This is a genomic window from Streptomyces sp. PsTaAH-124 (genome assembly GCF_000373685.1).
Taxonomy (GTDB): Bacteria; Actinomycetota; Actinomycetes; order Streptomycetales; family Streptomycetaceae; genus Streptomyces; species Streptomyces andamanensis.
The window spans coordinates 25,478-44,693 of the sequence record NZ_KB892173.1 but is presented as its reverse complement, the minus strand read 5'-3'; the positions used below and the strand labels follow the sequence as shown (position 1 = coordinate 44,693).

The following is a 19,216-nucleotide window of genomic DNA, read 5'->3' as shown; positions in this document are numbered from 1 at the left end:
CGTCCCGGGCGCAACCGGCGGTACGGGCCCGCCGTACTCGCGCCGCTCAGCCCCTCACCCCTCAGCCCCTCAGCCGGGCGAGCTGCTCCTCGAACGGCACCACGGCCAGACCGCCGTCCGCCGCCCCGCCCGGTCCGGCCTGCTGTCCGGGAACGGCCGGCGGCCCGGGTACGGCCTGCTCCCCGGGTACGGTCCGCCCCGCCGGGTCCGCGCCACCACCCACCGGTGCGGCCGGTGCCACCGGTGCCGCCAGCGCCGCCGGTGCCGCCAGCGCCGCGAGTTCCCCCGCCGCCCGCTCGATCCGCTCGGGCAGCCCCTCGGCGCCCCAGTCCTCGGAGGCGGCGTAGACGCCGGTGGGGACGACCACGGCCCGCAGATGGGCGAAGAGGGGCCGCAGCGCGTGGTCGAGCACCATCGAGTGGCGGGCGGTGCCGCCGGTGGCCGCGATCAGCACCGGCTTGCCGGCCAGGGCGTCCTTCTCGCGCGCGCCGAGCACGTCGAAGAAGGACTTGAACAGCCCGCTGTAGGACGCGGAGAAGACCGGCGTGACGGCGATCAGCGCGTCCGCCTCCGTCACCGCGTCCAGCGCGGCGGCCAGCTCCGGGCCGGGGAAGCCGCTGGTCAGGTTGTGCGCGATGGCCACGGCGAGGTCGCGCACCTCGACCACCCGGACCCGGGCGTCCGTGCGGTCGGCGGTCGCGGCGGCCAGCCGGTCGGCGAGCAGCCGGGTGGAGGACGGGACGCTCAGCCCCGCCGAGACGACGACGAGCTTCATACGGTCACCTCCGGGGTGTCCTTCGCGGCGAGCAGCGAGGTGTGGGTGGGCGCGTCCGGCACACCGGCCGGGCGGTCCTCGGCGAACTCCTTGCGCAGCACCGGCACGACCTCCTCGCCGAGCATGTCGAGCTGTTCGAGGACGGTCTTCAGCGGCAGCCCCGCGTGGTCCATCAGGAACAGCTGGCGCTGGTAGTCGCCCGCGTACGAGCGGAAGGCCAGCGTCTTCTCGATGACCTGCTGCGGGGAGCCCACGGTCAGCGGCGTCTGGTCGGTGAAGTCCTCCAGGGAGGGGCCGTGGCCGTAGACGGGGGCGTTGTCGAAGTAGGGGCGGAACTCGCGCACCGCGTCCTGGGAGTTCTTCCGCATGAAGACCTGGCCGCCCAGGCCCACGATCGCCTGCTCGGGGGTGCCGTGCCCGTAGTGGGCGTAGCGCGAGCGGTACAGCTCGATCATGCGCTTGGTGTGGTCGGCGGGCCAGAAGATGTTGTTGTGGAAGAAGCCGTCGCCGTAGTACGCGGCCTGCTCGGCGATCTCCGGGGAGCGGATGGAGCCGTGCCAGACGAACGGCGGTACGCCGTCCAGCGGGCGCGGGGTGGCGGTGAAGCCCTGGAGCGGGCTGCGGAACTTCCCCTTCCAGTCCACGACGTCCTCGCGCCACAGCCGGTGCAGCAGAGCGTAGTTCTCGATGGCGAGGTTGATGCCCTGGCGGATGTCCTGCCCGAACCAGGGGTAGACCGGGCCGGTGTTGCCGCGGCCCATCATCAGGTCGACCCGGCCGTCCGCGAGGTGCTGGAGCATCGCGAAGTCCTCGGCGATCTTCACCGGGTCGTTGGTGGTGATCAGGGTCGTCGAGGTGGACAGGACGAGGCGCTCGGTGCGCGCGGCGATGTAGCCGAGCATGGTGGTCGGCGACGACGGCACGAACGGCGGGTTGTGGTGCTCGCCGGTCGCGAAGACGTCCAGGCCGACCTCCTCGGCCTTCAGCGCGATGGCGACCATGGCCTTGATGCGCTCGCGCTCGGTCGGCGTCCGGCCGGTGGTGGGGTCCGGCGTGACGTCGCCGACGCTGAAGATCCCGAACTGCATGGTCGCTCATCCTCCAGGTTGTTGACTGTTCAACTATACCTGGTGAACGGTCCCCCACCCGGAGGTATTCCGCACCCGCGCCGCACCCCCTCCGCATCCCCTCCGCGCCCCGCGACACCCCTCCGCCGCCCGGCTCCTCGGCGGCTCAGGCCGCCCCGGTCCCCGCCGCCAGCGCCTCCGCCTCCCCCTCCGGACCGCGCCCCTCGTCCCCGTCCCCGCCCTTCGTCCGCCACGGCAGCAGCACCGGCGTCACGAACAGCAGCAGTCCGGCCAGACCGATCGCGGCACGCGTCCCGGTGAACACCGCCAGCAGACCCCACAGCGCGGTCACCGCCGCCGTGGTCAGCTTGCCGCTCGCCGACCAGGCCGCGAGCGTGCGGGCCACCCGGTCCGACGGGGTCAGCTCCAGCCGGTAGGCGCTGTACACCGGGTTGAACACCCCGCACAGGGTGATCAGCACCACCTCGACCACCATCACCACCGCCAGTCCCGGCACCCCGGGCCGTACGAACACCAGGCCCACCGGCCAGCACACCCTGAGCGCCCCCGTGGCGAGCAGGACCCGGCGCCGCCCGTACCGCCTCACCAGCGGGCCCGCCAGCCGCGAGCCGAGCAGCCCGCCCAGGCAGGGCACGGCGAAGGCGAGGCCGTACTGCCACGGCGCGAACCCCAGCGGGCCCAGCATCAGCACCGCCAGCAGCGGCGCCGCCGCCATGATCAGCGCGTTGGTCAGCAGCGTGTTGAAGAACAGCGGCCTCAGCACCGGATGCGTCAGCACGAACCGCCAGCCGTCGAGCAGGTCGGCCGCCCGCAGCCGCCCCGGCGCACCCCCCTCCGCGTCCCCCTCCGCACCCTCCGTCCGCGCGGGACGCGCCCGCGGGGCCGCCTCCGTACCGCCGATCGCGCGCACCCCCAGCGCCGAGAGCAGATAGCTGACCGCGTCGGCCACCACCGTCACCACCGGCCCGAACACCCCGACCAGGAACCCCCCGGCCGGCGGCCCCAGCACCGACGCCGTCCACATCGTCGACTCGAACCGGCTGCTCGCCACCAGCAGGTCCGTCTTCGGCACCAGCGCCTTCAGATACGCCCCGCTCGCCGCGCCGAACGCGATGTCCGCCGCCGCGACCAGCACCGACACCACCAGCAGCTGGACGAACCCGAGCACACCGCACGCGTAGGCGACCGGCACGGTCAGCAGCGCCGCGCAGCGCGCCAGATCGGTGGCGATCATCACCGGCCGCTTGCGCCGGAACTCCACCCACGGCCCGAACGGCACCGCCAGCACCGCGCCCACCGCCGGACCGGCCGCCGCCAGCACCGACACCTCGGCCGGCCCGGCGTGCAGCACCAGCACCGCGATCAGCGCGAACGCGTCGAACGCCAGCCACGTACCGAACGTGCTCGCCGCGTACGCCGCCCACAGCCACCCGAACCGCCGCCCCAGCCCCGGCCGCCGCGGCTCCCGCTGCCGCTCCCGTCGCTCCCGGTCACGCCCCACGCGCACTCTCCTCCCGCCGCCGACCGGCCGCCCATCCAAGCCCCCGCCCGTCCCGCCCGGCAAACAACCGCCGGGGCACTCGGCCCACAACCGGCGGTTGTGGCGCCCCGGTGGCAGTAGGGTCGGCCGACGTGGACCCGGACCTGGACCTCACCGCCGTACGCACCTTCGTCGCCGTCGCCGACGCGGGCCGCTTCCAGGACGCCGCCACCGATCTGGCCGTCACCCAGCAGGCCGTCTCCAAGCGGGTGGCCGCCCTGGAGAAGGCCCTCGGCACCCGGCTGTTCACCCGCACCGCGCGCGGCGCCCGGCTCACCGTCGACGGCCAGGCGTTCCTGCCGCACGCCCGCGAACTCCTGCGCGCCGCCGAACGCGCCGCCGCCTCCGTACGCCCCGGCCGGCGCGCGCTGCGCGTGGACGTCATCGGCCGCAAGCTCGCCCCCTCCGGGCTGCTGCGCGACTTCCTGCGCGCCCACCCGGACACCGCGCTCGACGTGGTCACCCTCTACGACGCCGACGCGGCGGTGGCCGCGCTCCGCGCCGGCACCGTGGACGCCTCGTTCCGCGCCGTCCTCCAGCCCGGCCGGAACCTGCCCGACGACATCGCGGCCGTCCCCGTCCTGGACGAGCCCCTGCACCTGCTGACCGGCCCCGCCCACCCCTTCGCCGACGCCCGCGCCGTGCGCCCCGCCGACCTCGCCGGGCACCCGATCTGGATGCCCGAGCTGGGCAGCGGCACCGAGTGGGCCGCCTACTACGCCGACCTCGCCGCCGCCTTCGGCCTCACCATCGACGTGATCGGACCGCACTTCGGCACCGAGCCCCTGCCCGACGTCCTGGCCGAGTCCCCCACCCTGACCACCTTCGTCGGCGAACTCACCCGCGTGCTCTGGCCCGCCGACTACGACCTGCGCCGCATCCCACTGCGCCACCCGGTCCCGGCGTACCCGCACTGCCTCCTGCACCACCGCGACAACCCACACCCCGCGCTCGCCGCCCTGCGCGACCACCTCCTGCGCGCCGCCCGCACCCGGCGCGCCCCCGGCGAGATCTGGACCCCACCCTGGGCCCGCCGCACCACCCCGGCCACCCCGGCCACCCCCTGACGGACCCACCGCACCACCCGGCCCCCCCTGCCCCTGCCCCTGACCGGCCCGGCCCGGCCACCCCGCGAAGCCCCCGCGCCCGCCGTGAAAAGCTGCCCCCATGCCCCTGATCCTCCGCTCCGCCGCCCTCTTCGTCGTCGCCGCGCTCCTCGAGATCGGCGGCGCCTGGCTGGTCTGGCAGGGCGTGCGCGAACACCGCGGCTGGCTCTGGGCGGCCGGCGGCGTGCTCGCGCTCGGCGCGTACGGCTTCGTCGCCACCTTCCAGCCCGACGCGCACTTCGGCCGCATCCTCGCCGCCTACGGCGGGATCTTCGTGGCCGGATCCATCCTGTGGGGCGTCGTCGCGGACGGCTACCGCCCCGACCGCTGGGACCTCGCGGGCGCCGCGGTCTGCCTGGCCGGAATGGCGCTGATCATGTGGGCCCCGAGGAACGGCGGCTGAGGTTCGCCTACGCTGGGCTGAGCCGAGCGCACGAACCCGAGGAGCAGCCCATGGCCACCGCCGCACCGTCCGCCGCCTCCCGCATCGCCGTGGTCACCGGTGCGAGCAGCGGTATCGGCGCCGCCACGGCCCGGCAGCTCGCCGCCGCGGGATACCGCGTGGTGCTGACCGCCCGCCGCAAGGACCGCATCGAGGCGCTGGCCGAGGAGATCACCGCGGCCGGCCACTCCGCCACCGCCTACCAGCTCGACGTCACCGACCGGGCCGCCGTCGACGAGTTCGCGAGCGCCTTCCGCACCATCGGCGTCCTGGTGAACAACGCGGGCGGCGCGCTCGGCGCCGACCCGGTCGCCACCGGCGACCCCGCCCAGTGGCGCGCGATGTACGAGACCAACGTCATCGGCACCCTCAACATCACCCAGGCCCTGCTGCCCAAGCTCGCCGCGAGCGGCGACGGCACCGTGGTCGTCGTCTCCTCCACGGCCGGCCTCGGCACCTACGAGGGCGGCGCCGGGTACGTCGCGGCCAAGCACGGCGAGCACGTCCTCGCCGAGACGCTGCGCCTGGAGATCGTCGGCGAGCCGGTCCGGGTGGTCGAGGTCGCGCCGGGCATGGTCCGCACCGAGGAGTTCGCGCTGACCCGCTTCGGCGGCGACACCGAGAAGGCGGCCAAGGTCTACGAGGGCGTCGCCGAGCCGCTGACGGCCGACGACGTCGCGGACACCATCACCTGGGCGGTGACCCGCCCCAGCCATGTCAACATCGACCTCCTGGTCGTGCGCCCGCGCGCCCAGGCGTCGAACACCAAGGTGCACCGGGAGCGGTGATGACGATGACGACGCCCCAGAACGCCTCCGGTCCGGACACCCCCGGACCGGGCCCCGCCACCCAGGGCCTTCCCGCCCAGGGCCTGCCCGCCCGGGAGCGGACCGCCGCCGAGCAGCGGCGCCTGGCGGAGGAGAAGAAGCGCGAGCGCTACGTCTGGTACTACCTCGGCTACTTCCTCTTCGGCATCCACGTGGTGGCGTTCGTCATGATCTACGCGGTCCGCCACGCCAAGTGAGGCCCCACGCGGTCGCGTTGCCCCCGCCGTAAGGTGACCGACCGTGGACAGACACATACGCTTCGACGCCCTGCGCAACGTCCGTGACCTCGGCGGGTACGCCACCGAGGACGGCCTGCGGGTCCGCCCGCGCCTCCTCTACCGCGCCGACGGCCTCGGCAAGCTGGACCGCGCCGCCCCGGACTGGGACCGCTTCCTCGCCCTCGGGATCGGCACCGTGATCGACCTGCGCCACGGCTGGGAGGTCGAGCGCCAGGGCCGGGTCCCGGAGCACCCCTCCTTCACGTACCACAACCTCAGCATCGAGCACCGCCCCTACGACCAGCCCGCGCTGGGCCCCGAGGTGGACCCGGGCCCGTATCTGGCCGCGCGGTACATGGAGGTGGCCGAGGACGGCGCCAAGGAGATCCGCGCCGCCCTGGAGCTGATCCGCGACGCGGCCGTCTCCGGCACCCCGCTGGTCTTCCACTGCGCCTCCGGCAAGGACCGCACGGGCGAACTGGCCGCGCTGGTGCTGACCCTGCTCGGCGTCCCCGAGCCCACCGTCGTCGAGGACTTCTCCCTCACCGAACTGGCCACCCCGATGCTGCTGGCCGACTGGCGGGCCCGCAACGGCGGCCGCACCCCGCGCTGGCCCGGCTACGGCCGCGCCCCCGCCGCGGTGATGCGCCTGTTCCTGGCCGCCCTGAGGGAGAGGTACGGCTCCGTCGAGGCGTACGTCACCGACGCCCTGGAACTGGACGCGTCCGCGCTCGCCGCCACCCTGCGCGCCCACCTCCTGGAGCCCGCCCCCGCCACTTGGCCGCCGCTGGCCTTCCGCCGCGCCGTCCCCGCCGACGCGCCGCTGCTGGTCCGGCTGCGCGACAGCGCCGCCCTGCGGCAGCTGGCCCGCGGCATCGACCAGTGGAAGCCGGGCGAGAAGGACGAGGCCCACTTCCGCACCCGGATGCGCGAGGGCGAGGTCTGGCTCGCCCACGCGGGCGAGCACCTGGCCGGCGCCTGGGAACTGTGGTGGGACGACCCCGACGCCTGGGGCCCCCGCCCCGCCGACGCCGGTTACATCCACCGCCTGATGACCGCCCCGCACACCGCCCCGCCCGGCACCGGCCGCCGCCTCCTCGCCGAGGCCGAGTCCCGCATCACCGCCACCGGCCGCCCCTACGCCCGCCTCGACTGCCTCACCACCAACCCCCGCCTGCGCGCCTACTACGAGACGGCCGGCTACACAGCCACCGGCGAACACCCCACCAAACCGAGCAGCACGGGCACCCCGTACGCGGTGACCCTGCTGGAGAAGCGGCTCCGGGACTGACGCAGCCCTCCTCGGCCCTTCTCAGCCCTTCACACAGACCACCTGCTTGAGCCGCGCCACCACCTCGACGAGGTCCCGCTGCTGGTCGATGACCTGCTCGATGGGCTTGTAGGCACCCGGGATCTCGTCGACCACACCGGAGTCCTTGCGGCACTCCACGCCCCGTGTCTGCTCCTCCAGGTCCTTCGTGGAGAAGCGGCGCTTGGCGGCGTTGCGGCTCATCCGCCGCCCGGCGCCGTGCGAGGCGGAGTTGAAGGACTTCTCGTTGCCGAGGCCCTTCACGATGTAGGAGCCGGTGCCCATCGAGCCGGGGATGATGCCGTACTCGCCGGAGCCCGCGCGGATCGCGCCCTTGCGGGTGACCAGCAGGTCCATGCCGTCGTAGCGTTCCTCCGCCACGTAGTTGTGGTGGCAGGAGATCTCCTGTTCGAAGACCGGCTTCGCCTTCTTGAACTCCTTGCGGACGACGTCCTTCAGCAGCGCCATCATGAGCGTGCGGTTGTGCTTGGCGTACTCCTGCGCCCAGAACAGGTCGTTGCGGTAGGCGGCCATCTGCGGGGTGTCCGCGACGAACACCGCCAGGTCACGGTCGACCAGGCCCTGGTTGTGCGGGAGCTTCTGCGCGACGCCGATGTGATGCTCGGCCAGTTCCTTGCCGATGTTCCGCGAACCGGAGTGGAGCATCAACCAGACAGAACCGGTCGTGTCCGTACAAACCTCTACAAAATGGTTGCCCCCTCCGAGCGTTCCCATCTGCTTCGTGGCCCGTTCCTGACGGAATCTGACCGCTTCGGCCACGCCGTCGAACCGCCCCCAGAAGCCGTCCCAGCCCGCCGTGGCCAGGCCGTGGAAGGCGTGCGGGTCGACGGGGTCGTCGTGCATGCCGCGGCCGACCGGGATGGCCTGTTCGATTTTGGAGCGCAGGCGGGAGAGGTCGCCGGGCAGGTCGTTGGCGGTGAGGGACGTCTTCACGGCGGACATGCCGCAGCCGATGTCCACGCCGACCGCCGCCGGGCAGACCGCGCCGCGCATGGCGATGACGGAGCCGACGGTCGCGCCCTTGCCGTAGTGCACGTCGGGCATGACGGCCAGGCCCTTGATCCAGGGCAGGGTGGCGACGTTCTGGAGCTGGCGCAGCGCCACGTCCTCGACCGAGGCGGGGTCGGTCCACAGACGTATGGGTACCTTCGCGCCCGGCATTTCCACGTACGACATAGCGTCCTCATTCCCCCGGTAAACGTACAGAAGTCTCAGAAGTGGCGAATCGCAATACCGGCGCCAAGGTCGACGAAACAGGACATCGGACCGGCGTCCACGGCAGTGCGTGCGATACACATTGTCTCCAGGAGACGCCCCCGCCCGGCAAGCGATTAACCACCGGGCGGCCCGGGTGACCGACCCCCGTCGAGAGGAGCCTGACCGTGCTGCGGAAGGCGTACGTATCCGGCGCCGCCGCGTTGTTCGCGGCGCTGTTGCTGGCCGGCTGCTCCGGCGGCTCGTCGGACGGCGGCCGGGCGGACAACGCCAACCCGGACGGTCCGGGACCCGCGACGGCGGCGGCCCAGCCGGGCAAATACCGCACGCTCCCGGAGGCGTGCCGCGCGGTCGGCCACAGCACCCTCGACACGCTGCTGCCCGGCATCCAGCAGCTCACCGACCCGGAGCAGCGCGAGAAGGCGTACGACGGCGAGGCCACGCTCACCTACGACACGGACCGCAAGGTCGGCTGCCGCTGGAAGGTGGACTCCGCCGAGGCCACCGACCATCTGCACATCGACTTCGAGCGGGTCGTCTCCTACGACAACGCGGTGAGCGACGACAGCCAGGCCGAGGCGGTCTTCGCCACCCGGCAGAGCGCCGCGGACCTGCCCGCCCCGCTCACCCCGTCCGGCGGCTCGCAGTCGCAGTCCGGGTCCTCCGCGTCGCAGTCCGCCTCCCGGTCCCCCTCGCCGTCCGGCGGCACCCCCGGCGGCGCGCCCTCCTCCCACTCCACCGGCGGCCCCTCCGCACCTTCCGCGCCTTCGTCCACGGCTTCCGCCCCGGTCACCGACCCGGCCGAGATCCAGCCCCGCACCCTCGACGACCTCGGCGACGAGGCGTTCCTCGACGACGCGCTCAGCAGCTCCGGTTCGACGGTCAAACAGCGGACGGTGACTGTGGTGTTCCGCACGTCGAACGTGATCGTGACCATCGAGTACGAGGAGCAGCCGGCCGGTGTCGGCGCGGTCCCGGACAGCAAGGAAATGCAGGACAGGGCCCGGAATCTGGCGGCGCAGCTCGCGGATTCGCTGGGCGGCTGACCTCCGCGGCACGGCACTTGGCGCGGTGCCGTGATGCGCGGGAAGGCGGACCACACCGCTGACCGATTGCGTACGGTGGCCCCCGGACCTGATCAGACCGTGATCCGAAACGCAGGGAACCACGAGCGTCATGAGTGAAGGAACCATGCAGCGAGCAGCTCAGCGAGAACAGCGTGACCGGCGTGACCAGCGGGAGGGGCGTGCCGCGGGGGCACCGCGGCTGCGCCGTGCCGTCGTGTGCGCGACCGCGCTGCCGGTGCTGCTGCTGACGGCGGCCGCCTGTTCGTCCTCCTCGGACTCCGGTTCGGACGACGCGTCCGCCACGGCGAGCGCGGCGGCCCCGGGCGGCGCCTCGGCGTCCGCGACGGCGAGCCCGTCGCCGACCGTGCGGGCCGCGGTCTACGGGAAGCTGCCGGACGCGTGCAAGGTGTTCGCGAAGAAGACGCTGGGCGATCTGGTGCCCAAGGGCGAGAAGTCCGCGAAGGCGGGGGCCTCCAGCGATGTGTCGACGCGGGCGAGCTGCTCGTGGAACGGGCTGACGAACAACGGCGTGAAGGGCTCCCAGTACCGCTGGCTGAACGTCTCGCTGCTGCGTTTCGAGTCGGACACGGCGCGCGGTGCGGGCGAGGCGCAGGCGCGCGAGTACTACGGCAAGCAGGTGCGGGACGCGCAGAACGTGACGGACGCGCAGAAGACGAAGTCGGAGCCGGTGTCCGGGGCGGGCGACGAGGCGACGGCGGTGCGCTACGACCTGAAGAAGAAGGAGGGCGCCTTCAAGCAGCAGACGGTCGTGGCCCGGGTGGAGAACGTGGTGGTCACGCTCGACTACAACGGCGCGGGTCTGGCCGGTGACAAGGCGCCGGACGCGGACGACCTGACGAAGGACGCGGTGCGGGCCGCCAAGGAGGCGGTGGCCTCGGTGAAGTCGGCGAACGGCGCCGGTGGCGGGGGTTCCGCGGCCGGTTCGGACGCGTCCTCGCCCTCCGGGAAGGCGTCGGGTGAGGCGTCGGGGAAGGCGTCCGCGCCGGCCTCCGGTTCGACCTCGCCGTCGGCGACGACCGCCCCCTCGGAGTCGGCGTCGAAGTCCGCTCGGTAGCCGTCCGCGCGCGGCCGGGCGGAGCGGACCGCCGGATCCGGCCATCCGTTCCCCGCACGGATGTGCCACTCTGTTGCGCGCAACAGGAGGCAAGGGGAGGGGAGTACGAGTGGCCGCGCCATTGCAGCTGACTCGGATGCACCGGGTACTGATCGGCGTGGTCGTGGCCGGCGCCGTGATCATCGCCGGTATCGGTTTCGCGGGTTCGTACGCGGCCGTGCGCGAGCTGGCCATCAAGAAGGGCTTCGGGGACTTCAGTTATGTGTTCCCGATAGGCATCGACGCGGGCATCTGTGTGCTGCTCGCCCTGGATCTGCTGCTGACGTGGATCCGGATCCCCTTCCCGCTGCTGCGCCAGACGGCGTGGGTGCTGACGGCGGCGACGATCGCGTTCAACGGCGCGGCGGCGTGGCCGGATCCGCTGGGTGTCGGGATGCACGCGGTGATCCCGGTGCTGTTCGTGGTGGCGGTGGAGGCTGCGCGGCACGCCGTGGGCCGGATCGCGGACATCACGGCCGACAAGCACATGGAGGGGGTCCGCCTCACCCGCTGGCTGCTGTCGCCGCTGCCGACGTTCCTGCTGTGGCGCCGGATGAAGCTGTGGGAGCTGCGCTCCTACGAGCAGGTGATCAAGCTGGAGCAGGAGCGGCTGGTCTACCAGGCGCGGATGCGTTCGCGCTTCGGCCGGGCCTGGCGCCGCAAGGCTCCGGTGGAGTCGCTGATGCCGCTGCGGCTCGCCCGTTACGGCGTGCCGCTGGCGGAGACGGCGCCCGCGGGCCTGGCGGCGGCGGGCATCGAGCCCGCGCTGCTGCCTCCGGTGTCCGCGCCGCAGCCGGCGGTGGCCGCCGAGGCGCGGCGGGCGGCGGTGCCGGGCGGCGGGCAGCCGCGCGCGCTGGTGGCCGAGCGCGGCCCGGAGCCGGAGCAGCAGGCGTATGTGCCGGATCCGGCGGAGAGCCCGTGGTTCCAGGCGCCGCGGCAGGTCGACTACCACGGCGGGTACGACCCGACGTACGAGCCGGAGCCGTCGTACGGCCCGGAGCCGCCGTACGACGAGTGGTACGAGGAGCAGCACCCCGACCAGCCGGACCAGCAGGCGCCCCAGCAGCCCGCACCCCAGCAGCCCGCTCCCCGGCAGCCGTCCCCCGAGGACACGGGCGGCTTCCCCGTCCCCGCGGGTCCGAACCGCACTCGTGAGCTGGGCGACGGCGGCGCCGCGCCGGAGCAGGCGCCGGACGAGGAGGGCCTGTACCAGGTGTTCCGGTACTCGATCGAGGGCGAGGGCATGCCGACGCCCGGCACCTTCGCCGCGAACGTCGAGGCGGCGTACGGAGTGCGCCTCCAGTCCCGCGAGCTGAACCAGTACATGGACCGCTTCACGGCCCGTCTCAACGACGAGCTGATGGAGGAGCACATCGCGTAGCCGCGCACGCGCCGGACGAGCGGACAACGGGAAGGGGGCCCTCCGCCTGGAGGGCCCCCTTCCCGTTGTCTTGCGGCGTCCCGCGGAGCGCCTACGCGCCGAGCAGCGTCCGCACCCGCTCCTGGCCCACCGCGAGCAGCAGCGTGGGCAGGCGCGGGCCGGTGTCGCGGCCGACGAGCAGGTGGTAGAGGAGCGCGAAGAACGTCCGCTGGGCGGTCTTGATCTCCGGCGGCAGCTCCTTGGGCGTGGCGTCGGCGGAGAACCCGGCCTGGACCTTGGGCACGCCGTAGACCAGGTGGGTGAGGCCGTCCAGCGACCAGTGCTCGGCGAGGCCGTCCAGCAGGAGCCGCACGGACTGCCGGGACGGCTCGTCCAGCGACTTCAGCAGGTCGGTGTCGGGCTCGGCGCGGACGATGGTGCGCTGGTCGGCGGGGACGTGGGTGTTGATCCACGCCTCGGCCTTGTCGTAGCGCGGGCGGGCCTCGTCCAGCGAGGACAGCGGGTCGGCGGGGTCCAGCTCGCTGAGGATGCGCAGCGCCTGGTCCTGGTGGCCGGCGGTGATGTCGGCGACCGAGGCGAGGGTGCGGTACGGCAGCGGGCGGGCCGTCCGGGGCAGCTCGCCGGAGGCGGTGCCGACCGCGCGGGTGTACGCGGCGACGTCACCGGGCAGCGCGCTGCCGTCGGCGACCTTCCCGGCCAGCTTGTCCCACTCGTCGTACAGCCGCTGGATCTCCTGGTCGAAGGCGATCTTGAAGGACTGGTTGGGGCGGCGGCGGGCGTACAGCCAGCGCAGCAGCTGCGGCTCCATGATCTGGAGCGCGTCGCCGGGCGTGGGCACGCCGCCCTTGGACGAGGACATCTTCGCCATGCCGGAGATGCCGACGAAGGCGTACATCGGGCCGATGGGCTGCTTGCCGTCGAAGATGCCGACGATCTGCCCGCCGACCTGGAAGGACGAGCCGGGCGAGGAGTGGTCGACGCCGGACGGCTCGAAGATCACGCCCTCGTACGCCCAGCGCATCGGCCAGTCGACCTTCCAGACCAGCTTGCCGCGGTTGAACTCGCTGAGCCGGACGGTCTCCGAGAAGGCGCACGCCGTGCAGGTGTACGTCAGCTCGGTGGAGTCGTCGTCGTAGCCGGTGACGGTGGTGAGGTCCTTCTCGCAGTTGCCGCAGTACGGCTTGTACGGGAAGTATCCGGCGGAGCCGGAGCTGCCGTCGTCCTCGGCGGCGGCGCCCGAGCCCTCGGCGGCCTCCAGCTCGGCCTCGTCGGCCGGCTTCTGCTGCTTCTTGCCGCCGGTCTTCGGCCTGGTGCGGTACTGCGCGAGGATCGCGTCGATGTCGGCGCGGTGCCGCATGGCGTGCAGGACCTGCTCGCGGTAGACCCCGGAGGTGTACTGCGCGGTCTGGCTGATCCCGTCGAACTCCACGCCCAGCTCGGCGAGCGAGGCGACCATGGCGGCCCTGAAGTGCTCGGCCCAGTTCGGGTGGGCGGAGCCTGCGGGCGCGGGGACGGAGGTCAGCGGCTTGCCGATGTGCTCGGCCCACGACTCGTCGACGCCGGGGACGCCCGCCGGGACCTTGCGGTAGCGGTCGTAGTCGTCCCAGGAGATCAGGTGCCGGACCTGGCGGCCGCGGCGGCGGATCTCGTCGGCGACCAGGTGCGGGGTCATGACCTCGCGCAGGTTGCCCAGGTGGATGGGGCCGGAGGGGGACAGACCCGAGGCGACGACCACGGGTTTGCCAGGGGCCCGGCGCTCCGACTCCTCGATGACCTCATCCGCGAAACGGGAGACCCAGTCGGTGGTCTCGGTGCTCTGAGCCACGATCGGCACGTCCTCTTTCCTGAAGTTTCCTGGAGTTTCCTGGAGATTCCGGAAGCTCTCCGTGGGCCGCCCACGCGGTCACACGGCTGACCGTCCCATTCTCCCAGGCCGGGCGGCATCCACGAAAACGCCTTTCCACGGCGTTGGACGGAGGGACGCGCCCCGGGGTTGGCCGGGCGGACGGAAAATTCGGTTTACCCCCCGTGGGATACTGAGCGGGACTCATTATCCCCAGACGAGAACGGCACCCATTCCTATGGCCTCGGTCACGTCCCTCACCGCCTCCGTCCACCAGCGTCTCGCGAACGCGCTCTCGGCCGCCCTGCCGGAGGCCGCCGCCGCGGACCCGCTGCTGCGACGAAGCGACCGGGCCGACTTCCAGGCCAACGGGATCCTGGCGCTGGCCAAGAAGGCCAAGGCGAACCCGCGCGAGCTGGCGGCGCAGGTCATGGAGCGGGTGGTCACCGGTGACGTGATCGGGGACATCGAGGTCTCCGGGCCCGGCTTCCTCAACATCACGGTCACCGACAAGGCGATCATCGAGAACCTGTCCGCGCGGGTCACCGACCCGGCGGCCCGGCTCGGCGTGCCGCACGCCGACCACCCGGGCACCACGGTCATCGACTACGCCCAGCCGAACGTCGCCAAGGAGATGCACGTCGGCCATCTGCGTTCGGCGGTCATCGGCGACGCGGTCGTCCAGCTCCTGGAGTTCACCGGGGAGACCGTGGTGCGCCGCCACCACATCGGTGACTGGGGCACCCAGTTCGGCATGCTCATCCAGTATCTGGACGAGCACCCGCACGAGCTGGACCACCGGGCCGGAGAGGTGAGCGGCGAGGAGGCGATGTCCAACCTCGACCGCCTCTACAAGGCCGCGCGCAGGAAGTTCGACTCCGACGAGGAGTTCAAGACGCGCGCCCGGCGCCGGGTGGTCGACCTCCAGGCCGGTGACCCGCACACGCTCGCCATGTGGCAGAAGTTCGTCGACGAGTCGAAGATCTACTTCTTCTCCGTCTTCGAGAAGCTGGACATGGAGATCCGGGACGCGGACATCGTCGGCGAGTCCGGGTACAACGACATGCTGGCCGAGACCTGCCGCCTGCTGGAGGAGTCGGGCGTCGCGGTCCGCTCCGAGGGCGCGCTGTGCGTCTTCTTCGATGACATCAAGGGCCCGGACGGCAACAAGGTCCCGCTGATCGTCCAGAAGTCGGACGGCGGCTACGGCTACGCGGCCACCGACCTCTCCGCGATCCGCGACCGCGTCTTCAACCTGAAGGCCGACACCCTGCTGTACGTGGTGGACGCGCGGCAGTCCCTGCACTTCAAGATGGTCTTCGAGACCGCGCGCCGGGCCGGGTGGCTCGGCGAGGACGTCAAGGCCCAGCAGCTCGCCTTCGGCACGGTCCTCGGCAAGGACGGCAAGCCGTTCAAGACCCGTGAGGGCGAGACGGTGCGCCTGGTCGACCTGCTGGACGAGGCGATCGACCGCGCCTCTGCGGTCGTGCGCGAGAAGGCGCAGGACCTGTCCGAGCAGGAGATCGCCGAGCGCGGCGCCCAGGTGGGCATCGGCGCGGTGAAGTACGCGGACCTGTCGACCTCGGCGAGCCGGGACTACAAGTTCGACCTGGACCAGATGGTCTCGCTCAACGGCGACACCTCCGTCTACCTCCAGTACGCGTACGCCCGGACCCAGTCCATCCAGCGCAAGGCGGGCGAGGTCCGCCCGGCCGCCCACCCCGAGCTGGAGCTGTCCCCGGCCGAGCGGGCGCTCGGGCTGCACGCGGACCAGTTCGCGGAGACGGTCGCGGAGGCCGCCGCCGAGTACGCCCCGCACAAGCTGACGGCGTACCTCTACCAGCTCGCGTCCCTGTTCACCACGTTCTACGACAAGTGCCCGGTCCTGAAGGCCGAGACGCCGGAGCAGGTGGAGAACCGCCTCTTCCTGACCGACGTCACCGGCCGCACGCTCCGGCAGGGCATGGCCCTGCTGGGCATCCAGGCGCCCGAAAGGCTCTGAGTCACCGAGCGAACTCGGCCCACACCACCTTGCCGGGATTCCGCTCCCCCACGCCCCACTTGTCGCTGAGGGCGGACACGAGCAGCAGCCCGCGTCCGCCCTCGGCCGCGTCCGGGGGCCCTTCCGGGATGCGCGGCACCCCGTCACCGCTGTCGTGCACCTCGACGCGTACGACGGCGCCGTCGTAGCGCACCCGCAGCAGAAAGCCACGGCCCGGCGGTACGCCGTGCAGCAGCGCGTTGGTGGCCAGCTCGCTGGTGCACAGGGCCACGTCCTCGGCCCGCGTCCACTCGGCCAGCCCCCAGAACCGCAGCGCCCACTCGGCCAGCCGCCGGGCGGCCGGCACGGACCGGCGGTCACGCCGGTAGAACTGATCGCGCTGGTAGGGGAGTTCGGTTGACTGAATCACGGGACGAATGTCGCGCAGAGTCACTACGCTGGATCAGTGAGTGAACCCGTACGCGTAATCTGTACGGGTCGGCAAGGGTCACCACGAGCGGGGCGTGGGGAGTTGGACCGGCATGAGCACCAAGAAGCAGCCACGGAAGAAGAACTTCTCGACGCTGAAGATGCTGGGCGCGCAGGTGCAGGCCGCGAGGAAAGCGGCCGGTTTCACGCAGCGCGTGCTGGCGGAACGGCTGATGGTGGACGAGGAGACCGTCGCCTCCATCGAGCAGGGCAGACGACCGCTGATGCCGGATGTCGCGGCCACGCTCGATGAACTGCTGGACACCAAGGGAATGTTGTCGGCCGGGGTGGACAAGCTGCCGGAGATCGACCAGTACCCGATGTTCGCCGAGCAGTACATGGTCCATGAGCGGGAAGCGGTGTCACTGTCCTGGTACGACAATGCCGTACTGCCCGGACTGCTCCAGACCGAACCGTACGCCCGCGCTGTCCTGAGTGAGCACGTCCCCGCGTACGACGAGGACGAACTCGCCACCAAGGTCGCGGGACGCATCAACCGCCAGGAGATCCTCCAGCGAAAGTGTCCGCCGACGATGAGCTTCATCGTCTGGGAGCCTGTCCTGCATATCCGAGTCGGAGGGGACAGGGTTCGCCGGGAGCAGCTCAGGCGTCTGCGCGAGTGCACTGAACGGCCAGGACTGTCCTTGCAGTTCCTTCCTACACGGACCTCAGGGCACGCTGGCATGGCAGGCCCCTTCATCCTCCTGGAGACACCCGACCACCACCACCTGGCCTATGCAGAAGGCCAGCGCGGCAGCCAGTGGGTGGCGGACCCGGACGAGGTGTCTGTGATGGCACGCAAATATGCGATGCTGCGGTCACAGGCCATGACTCCAGGGGAGTCGAAGGGCCTGCTCGACCGTCTGCTAGGAGAGCAATGAGCACCCCACTTGAGTGGTTCAAGTCGAGCTACAGCAGTGACCAGGGCGGCGCATGCCTCGAAGTCGCCGCCTGCCCCCACACCATCCACATCCGGGACTCGAAGAACTCGGACGACGCGCCCACCCTCCGTGTCTCACCGGCGACTTGGGAAGCGTTCACCGACTCGGTCAGGTGAGGGATTGTCAGTGGCTGCGCCTACAGTCACTGGCATGGCGACTCTTCCGAATCCGCTGCCCAAGCTCGCCGCCGATCCGAGCGGGCGTTCCCTCGGGCTGCAACTGCCGCCCGGGAGCCTGATCGACGCGACGGACGACGGTCCGTGGCGCGAACCGCTGCTGTGGTGCGCCGGGCGCGCCGTGGCGTCCGGCAACTGGGCGGCGCTGGGCGGGCCCGCCGCCCGGGTGGGCCTGCTGCCGGTGCTGCTGGATCTGAACGGCGGTCAGGGCGGCCCGGAGGACTGGGAGCTGGCGCCCGGCGAGACGTCGTATCCGGGTGACCATGACGCCGAGGACGTGCTCGCGGAGTGCTGGCCCGAGTGGGCGGTGGAGCGGGCGGGCGAGTGGCCGGGACTGGCGGAGCCGCTGTCGCTGACGGCGGCGCCGGACGTGCGGGCGGCGGAGCTGGCGGACGCGCTCGCGGAGGGGCGGCCCTGGCTGAAGGACCCGCATCTGGCGCTGGTGCCCGCGCGGCGCAGCGCGGACATACCGGCGGCGATCGGCTGGAGCGGCCCGGTGAACCACGAGGAGGACGTGGCCCGGCTGTGCGCGGTGCTCCGCTCGTGGGAGGACCGCTTCGGCATACGGGTCGTGGCGCTGGGCTTCGACCACCTCACCGTGTCCGTGGCCGCGCCGCCCGCCACCCCCGCCGAGGCGGAGGCAGTGGCGGCGGAGCACTTCGCGTTCTGCCCGGACAGCGTGGAGGAGAGCCTTGAGGCGTACGCGCGGACGCTGACCGGCGGCCGGTCCTGGCACTTCTGGTGGGACTGAGCGCGGCGGCGGCGCGGGCTACGGCTTGACGCCGAGTGCCGCGTACAGGTTGATGTCGGCGTCGGTGACGTCGTCGATGGCGCGGTAGCGGACCTGCTCGATGTCGTCGAGGGTGTCGAGGTAGGCCGGGTCGGGCTGTTCGGGGACGGGCGCGGCGTGGTCGGGGCGCCAGTGGTGGACGGGGACGACACCGGGCGCGGCCGTCTCCAGGCCGTTGTCCGTGAGGAAGCGGGCGACGTCCGCGCGGGAGCGCAGCACGAAGGTGAAACCACGCTCGGTGTAGGCACGCTGCACCGCGCGGACCTTCTCCGGGTTGAGGTCGTCGGTGAGGTGGCTGAGGATCAGCCGGCTCCCGGCGGGCAGCGCGTCCAGCAGTTCGCGGACGATCGGGTACGCCTCCTCGTCCGCGACGAAGTGCAGGATCGCGACCAGGCAGAGGGCGATCGGCCGGTCGAAGTCGAGGGTGTTCGCGGCCTGTTCGAGGATGTGGGCGGGGTCGCGGAGGTCGGCGTCGATGTAGTCGGTGCGGCCCTCGGGCCCGGAGGTGAGCAGCGCGCGGGCGTGCGCGAGGACGACGGGGTCGTTGTCGACGTACACCACCCGCGCGCCGGGGTCGGTCCGCTGGGCGATCTGGTGGACGTTCTCGGCGGTCGGCAGGCCGGTGCCGATGTCGAGGAACTGGCGGATGCCGTCCTCGGCGGCGAGCGTGGTCACGGCCCGGCGCAGGAAGTCGCGGTTGTGCCGGACGTCGAGGTAGCCGCGCGGGTTGGCGGCGAGTCCGGCGGCGGCCGCGGCGAGATCGGCCGGGTAGTGGTCCTTGCCGCCCAGGAAGACGTCGTAGACCCGCGCCGGATGGGCCTTGGTGGTGTCGATCCGGCGCCGGATCCCGGCGGGGTCCTGGCTGAGGGCGTCACCGGGCACGTCGTACCTCC

General features: G+C 72.2%; 19 protein-coding genes. 12 read left to right on the top strand and 7 right to left on the bottom strand.

Annotation, left to right across the window (positions count from 1 at the left end; all coding sequences use genetic code 11):
* Positions 1-61: 61 nt before the first annotated feature.
* The 3 genes from B086_RS0120045 to B086_RS0120035 form a co-directional block, all read right to left on the bottom strand.
* On the bottom strand, positions 62-775 hold the full coding sequence (locus B086_RS0120045; protein WP_018568218.1) for a CE1759 family FMN reductase: 714 nt from the start codon (positions 773-775) through the stop codon (positions 62-64).
* Positions 772-1,863, bottom strand: coding sequence for an LLM class flavin-dependent oxidoreductase (locus B086_RS0120040; protein ID WP_018568217.1), 1,092 nt, complete (start codon positions 1,861-1,863; stop codon positions 772-774). The genes B086_RS0120045 and B086_RS0120040 overlap by 4 nt, the downstream gene beginning before the upstream one ends.
* 145 nt (positions 1,864-2,008) lie before the next feature.
* Positions 2,009-3,364 carry an MFS transporter gene (locus tag B086_RS0120035; RefSeq protein ID WP_018568216.1) on the bottom strand — a complete coding sequence of 452 codons (1,356 nt, stop codon included), beginning with the start codon at positions 3,362-3,364 and terminating at the stop codon, positions 2,009-2,011.
* 131 nt (positions 3,365-3,495) lie between these two features.
* Here B086_RS0120035 and B086_RS0120030 point away from each other — a divergent pair, with 131 nt between their 5' ends.
* The 5 genes from B086_RS0120030 to B086_RS0120010 all read left to right on the top strand — a co-directional run bounded on the left by B086_RS0120030 (position 3,496) and on the right by B086_RS0120010 (position 7,287).
* Complete coding sequence (locus B086_RS0120030; RefSeq protein ID WP_018568215.1) at positions 3,496-4,470, top strand: LysR substrate-binding domain-containing protein; 975 nt, start codon at positions 3,496-3,498, stop codon at positions 4,468-4,470.
* A 100-nt stretch (positions 4,471-4,570) separates the two neighbouring features.
* Complete coding sequence (locus tag B086_RS0120025) at positions 4,571-4,912, top strand: YnfA family protein (RefSeq protein WP_018568214.1); 342 nt, start codon at positions 4,571-4,573, stop codon at positions 4,910-4,912.
* Positions 4,913-4,962: 50 nt separating this feature from the next.
* Positions 4,963-5,739: an SDR family NAD(P)-dependent oxidoreductase gene (locus B086_RS0120020; RefSeq protein ID WP_018568213.1), complete on the top strand. Its 777-nt coding sequence runs from the start codon at positions 4,963-4,965 to the stop codon at positions 5,737-5,739.
* Complete coding sequence (locus B086_RS0120015; protein ID WP_018568212.1) at positions 5,739-5,975, top strand: hypothetical protein; 237 nt, start codon at positions 5,739-5,741, stop codon at positions 5,973-5,975. Before B086_RS0120020 ends, B086_RS0120015 begins: the two co-directional genes overlap by 1 nt.
* A gap of 43 nt (positions 5,976-6,018) precedes the next feature.
* On the top strand, positions 6,019-7,287 hold the full coding sequence (locus tag B086_RS0120010) for a tyrosine-protein phosphatase (protein ID WP_018568211.1): 1,269 nt from the start codon (positions 6,019-6,021) through the stop codon (positions 7,285-7,287).
* Positions 7,288-7,308: 21 nt separating this feature from the next.
* On the opposite strand, the gene B086_RS0120005 is transcribed toward B086_RS0120010, so the two are convergent.
* Positions 7,309-8,502 (bottom strand): RtcB family protein, encoded by a 1,194-nt coding sequence (locus tag B086_RS0120005; RefSeq protein WP_018568210.1) that lies wholly within the window; start codon positions 8,500-8,502, stop codon positions 7,309-7,311.
* 206 nt (positions 8,503-8,708) lie between these two features.
* Here B086_RS0120005 and B086_RS0120000 point away from each other — a divergent pair, with 206 nt between their 5' ends.
* The 3 genes from B086_RS0120000 to B086_RS0119990 all read left to right on the top strand — a co-directional run bounded on the left by B086_RS0120000 (position 8,709) and on the right by B086_RS0119990 (position 12,103).
* Complete coding sequence (locus B086_RS0120000) at positions 8,709-9,587, top strand: hypothetical protein (RefSeq protein WP_018568209.1); 879 nt, start codon at positions 8,709-8,711, stop codon at positions 9,585-9,587.
* 145 nt (positions 9,588-9,732) lie between these two features.
* A complete protein-coding gene (locus B086_RS0119995; RefSeq protein WP_234029338.1) occupies positions 9,733-10,683 on the top strand; it encodes a DUF3558 domain-containing protein in 951 nt (316 codons plus the stop codon).
* 136 nt (positions 10,684-10,819) lie between these two features.
* On the top strand, positions 10,820-12,103 hold the full coding sequence (locus B086_RS0119990) for a DUF2637 domain-containing protein (RefSeq protein ID WP_018568207.1): 1,284 nt from the start codon (positions 10,820-10,822) through the stop codon (positions 12,101-12,103).
* A 91-nt stretch (positions 12,104-12,194) separates the two neighbouring features.
* Here the strand turns inward: B086_RS0119990 and lysS are convergent, their stop codons facing one another.
* Entirely contained in the window at positions 12,195-13,937 is a 1,743-nt protein-coding gene (lysS, locus tag B086_RS0119985; protein WP_018568206.1) for a lysine--tRNA ligase, read from the bottom strand.
* 247 nt (positions 13,938-14,184) lie between these two features.
* Between lysS and argS the strand changes: the two genes are divergently transcribed.
* Positions 14,185-15,948 (top strand): arginine--tRNA ligase, encoded by a 1,764-nt coding sequence (argS, locus tag B086_RS0119980; RefSeq protein ID WP_018568205.1) that lies wholly within the window; start codon positions 14,185-14,187, stop codon positions 15,946-15,948.
* 1 nt (position 15,949) lies between these two features.
* Here the strand turns inward: argS and B086_RS0119975 are convergent, their stop codons facing one another.
* Complete coding sequence (locus B086_RS0119975; RefSeq protein ID WP_018568204.1) at positions 15,950-16,357, bottom strand: ATP-binding protein; 408 nt, start codon at positions 16,355-16,357, stop codon at positions 15,950-15,952.
* Between the two features lie 112 nt (positions 16,358-16,469).
* Here B086_RS0119975 and B086_RS0119970 point away from each other — a divergent pair, with 112 nt between their 5' ends.
* From B086_RS0119970 to B086_RS0119960, 3 genes are read left to right on the top strand one after another with little or no spacing between them, the layout of a single operon-like run.
* Positions 16,470-17,297: a helix-turn-helix domain-containing protein gene (locus B086_RS0119970; RefSeq protein WP_018568203.1), complete on the top strand. Its 828-nt coding sequence runs from the start codon at positions 16,470-16,472 to the stop codon at positions 17,295-17,297.
* Positions 17,294-17,473, top strand: coding sequence for a DUF397 domain-containing protein (locus B086_RS0119965; protein ID WP_018568202.1), 180 nt, complete (start codon positions 17,294-17,296; stop codon positions 17,471-17,473). Before B086_RS0119970 ends, B086_RS0119965 begins: the two co-directional genes overlap by 4 nt.
* Before the next feature lie 34 nt (positions 17,474-17,507).
* Positions 17,508-18,284 (top strand): DUF4253 domain-containing protein, encoded by a 777-nt coding sequence (locus B086_RS0119960; RefSeq protein WP_018568201.1) that lies wholly within the window; start codon positions 17,508-17,510, stop codon positions 18,282-18,284.
* An 18-nt stretch (positions 18,285-18,302) separates the two neighbouring features.
* Here B086_RS0119960 and B086_RS0119955 read toward each other — a convergent pair whose 3' ends face one another.
* The gene (locus B086_RS0119955; protein WP_018568200.1) at positions 18,303-19,205 is read right to left on the bottom strand and encodes an SAM-dependent methyltransferase; all 903 of its coding nucleotides are present in this window, start codon (positions 19,203-19,205) and stop codon (positions 18,303-18,305) included.
* Positions 19,206-19,216 lie beyond the last annotated feature (11 nt).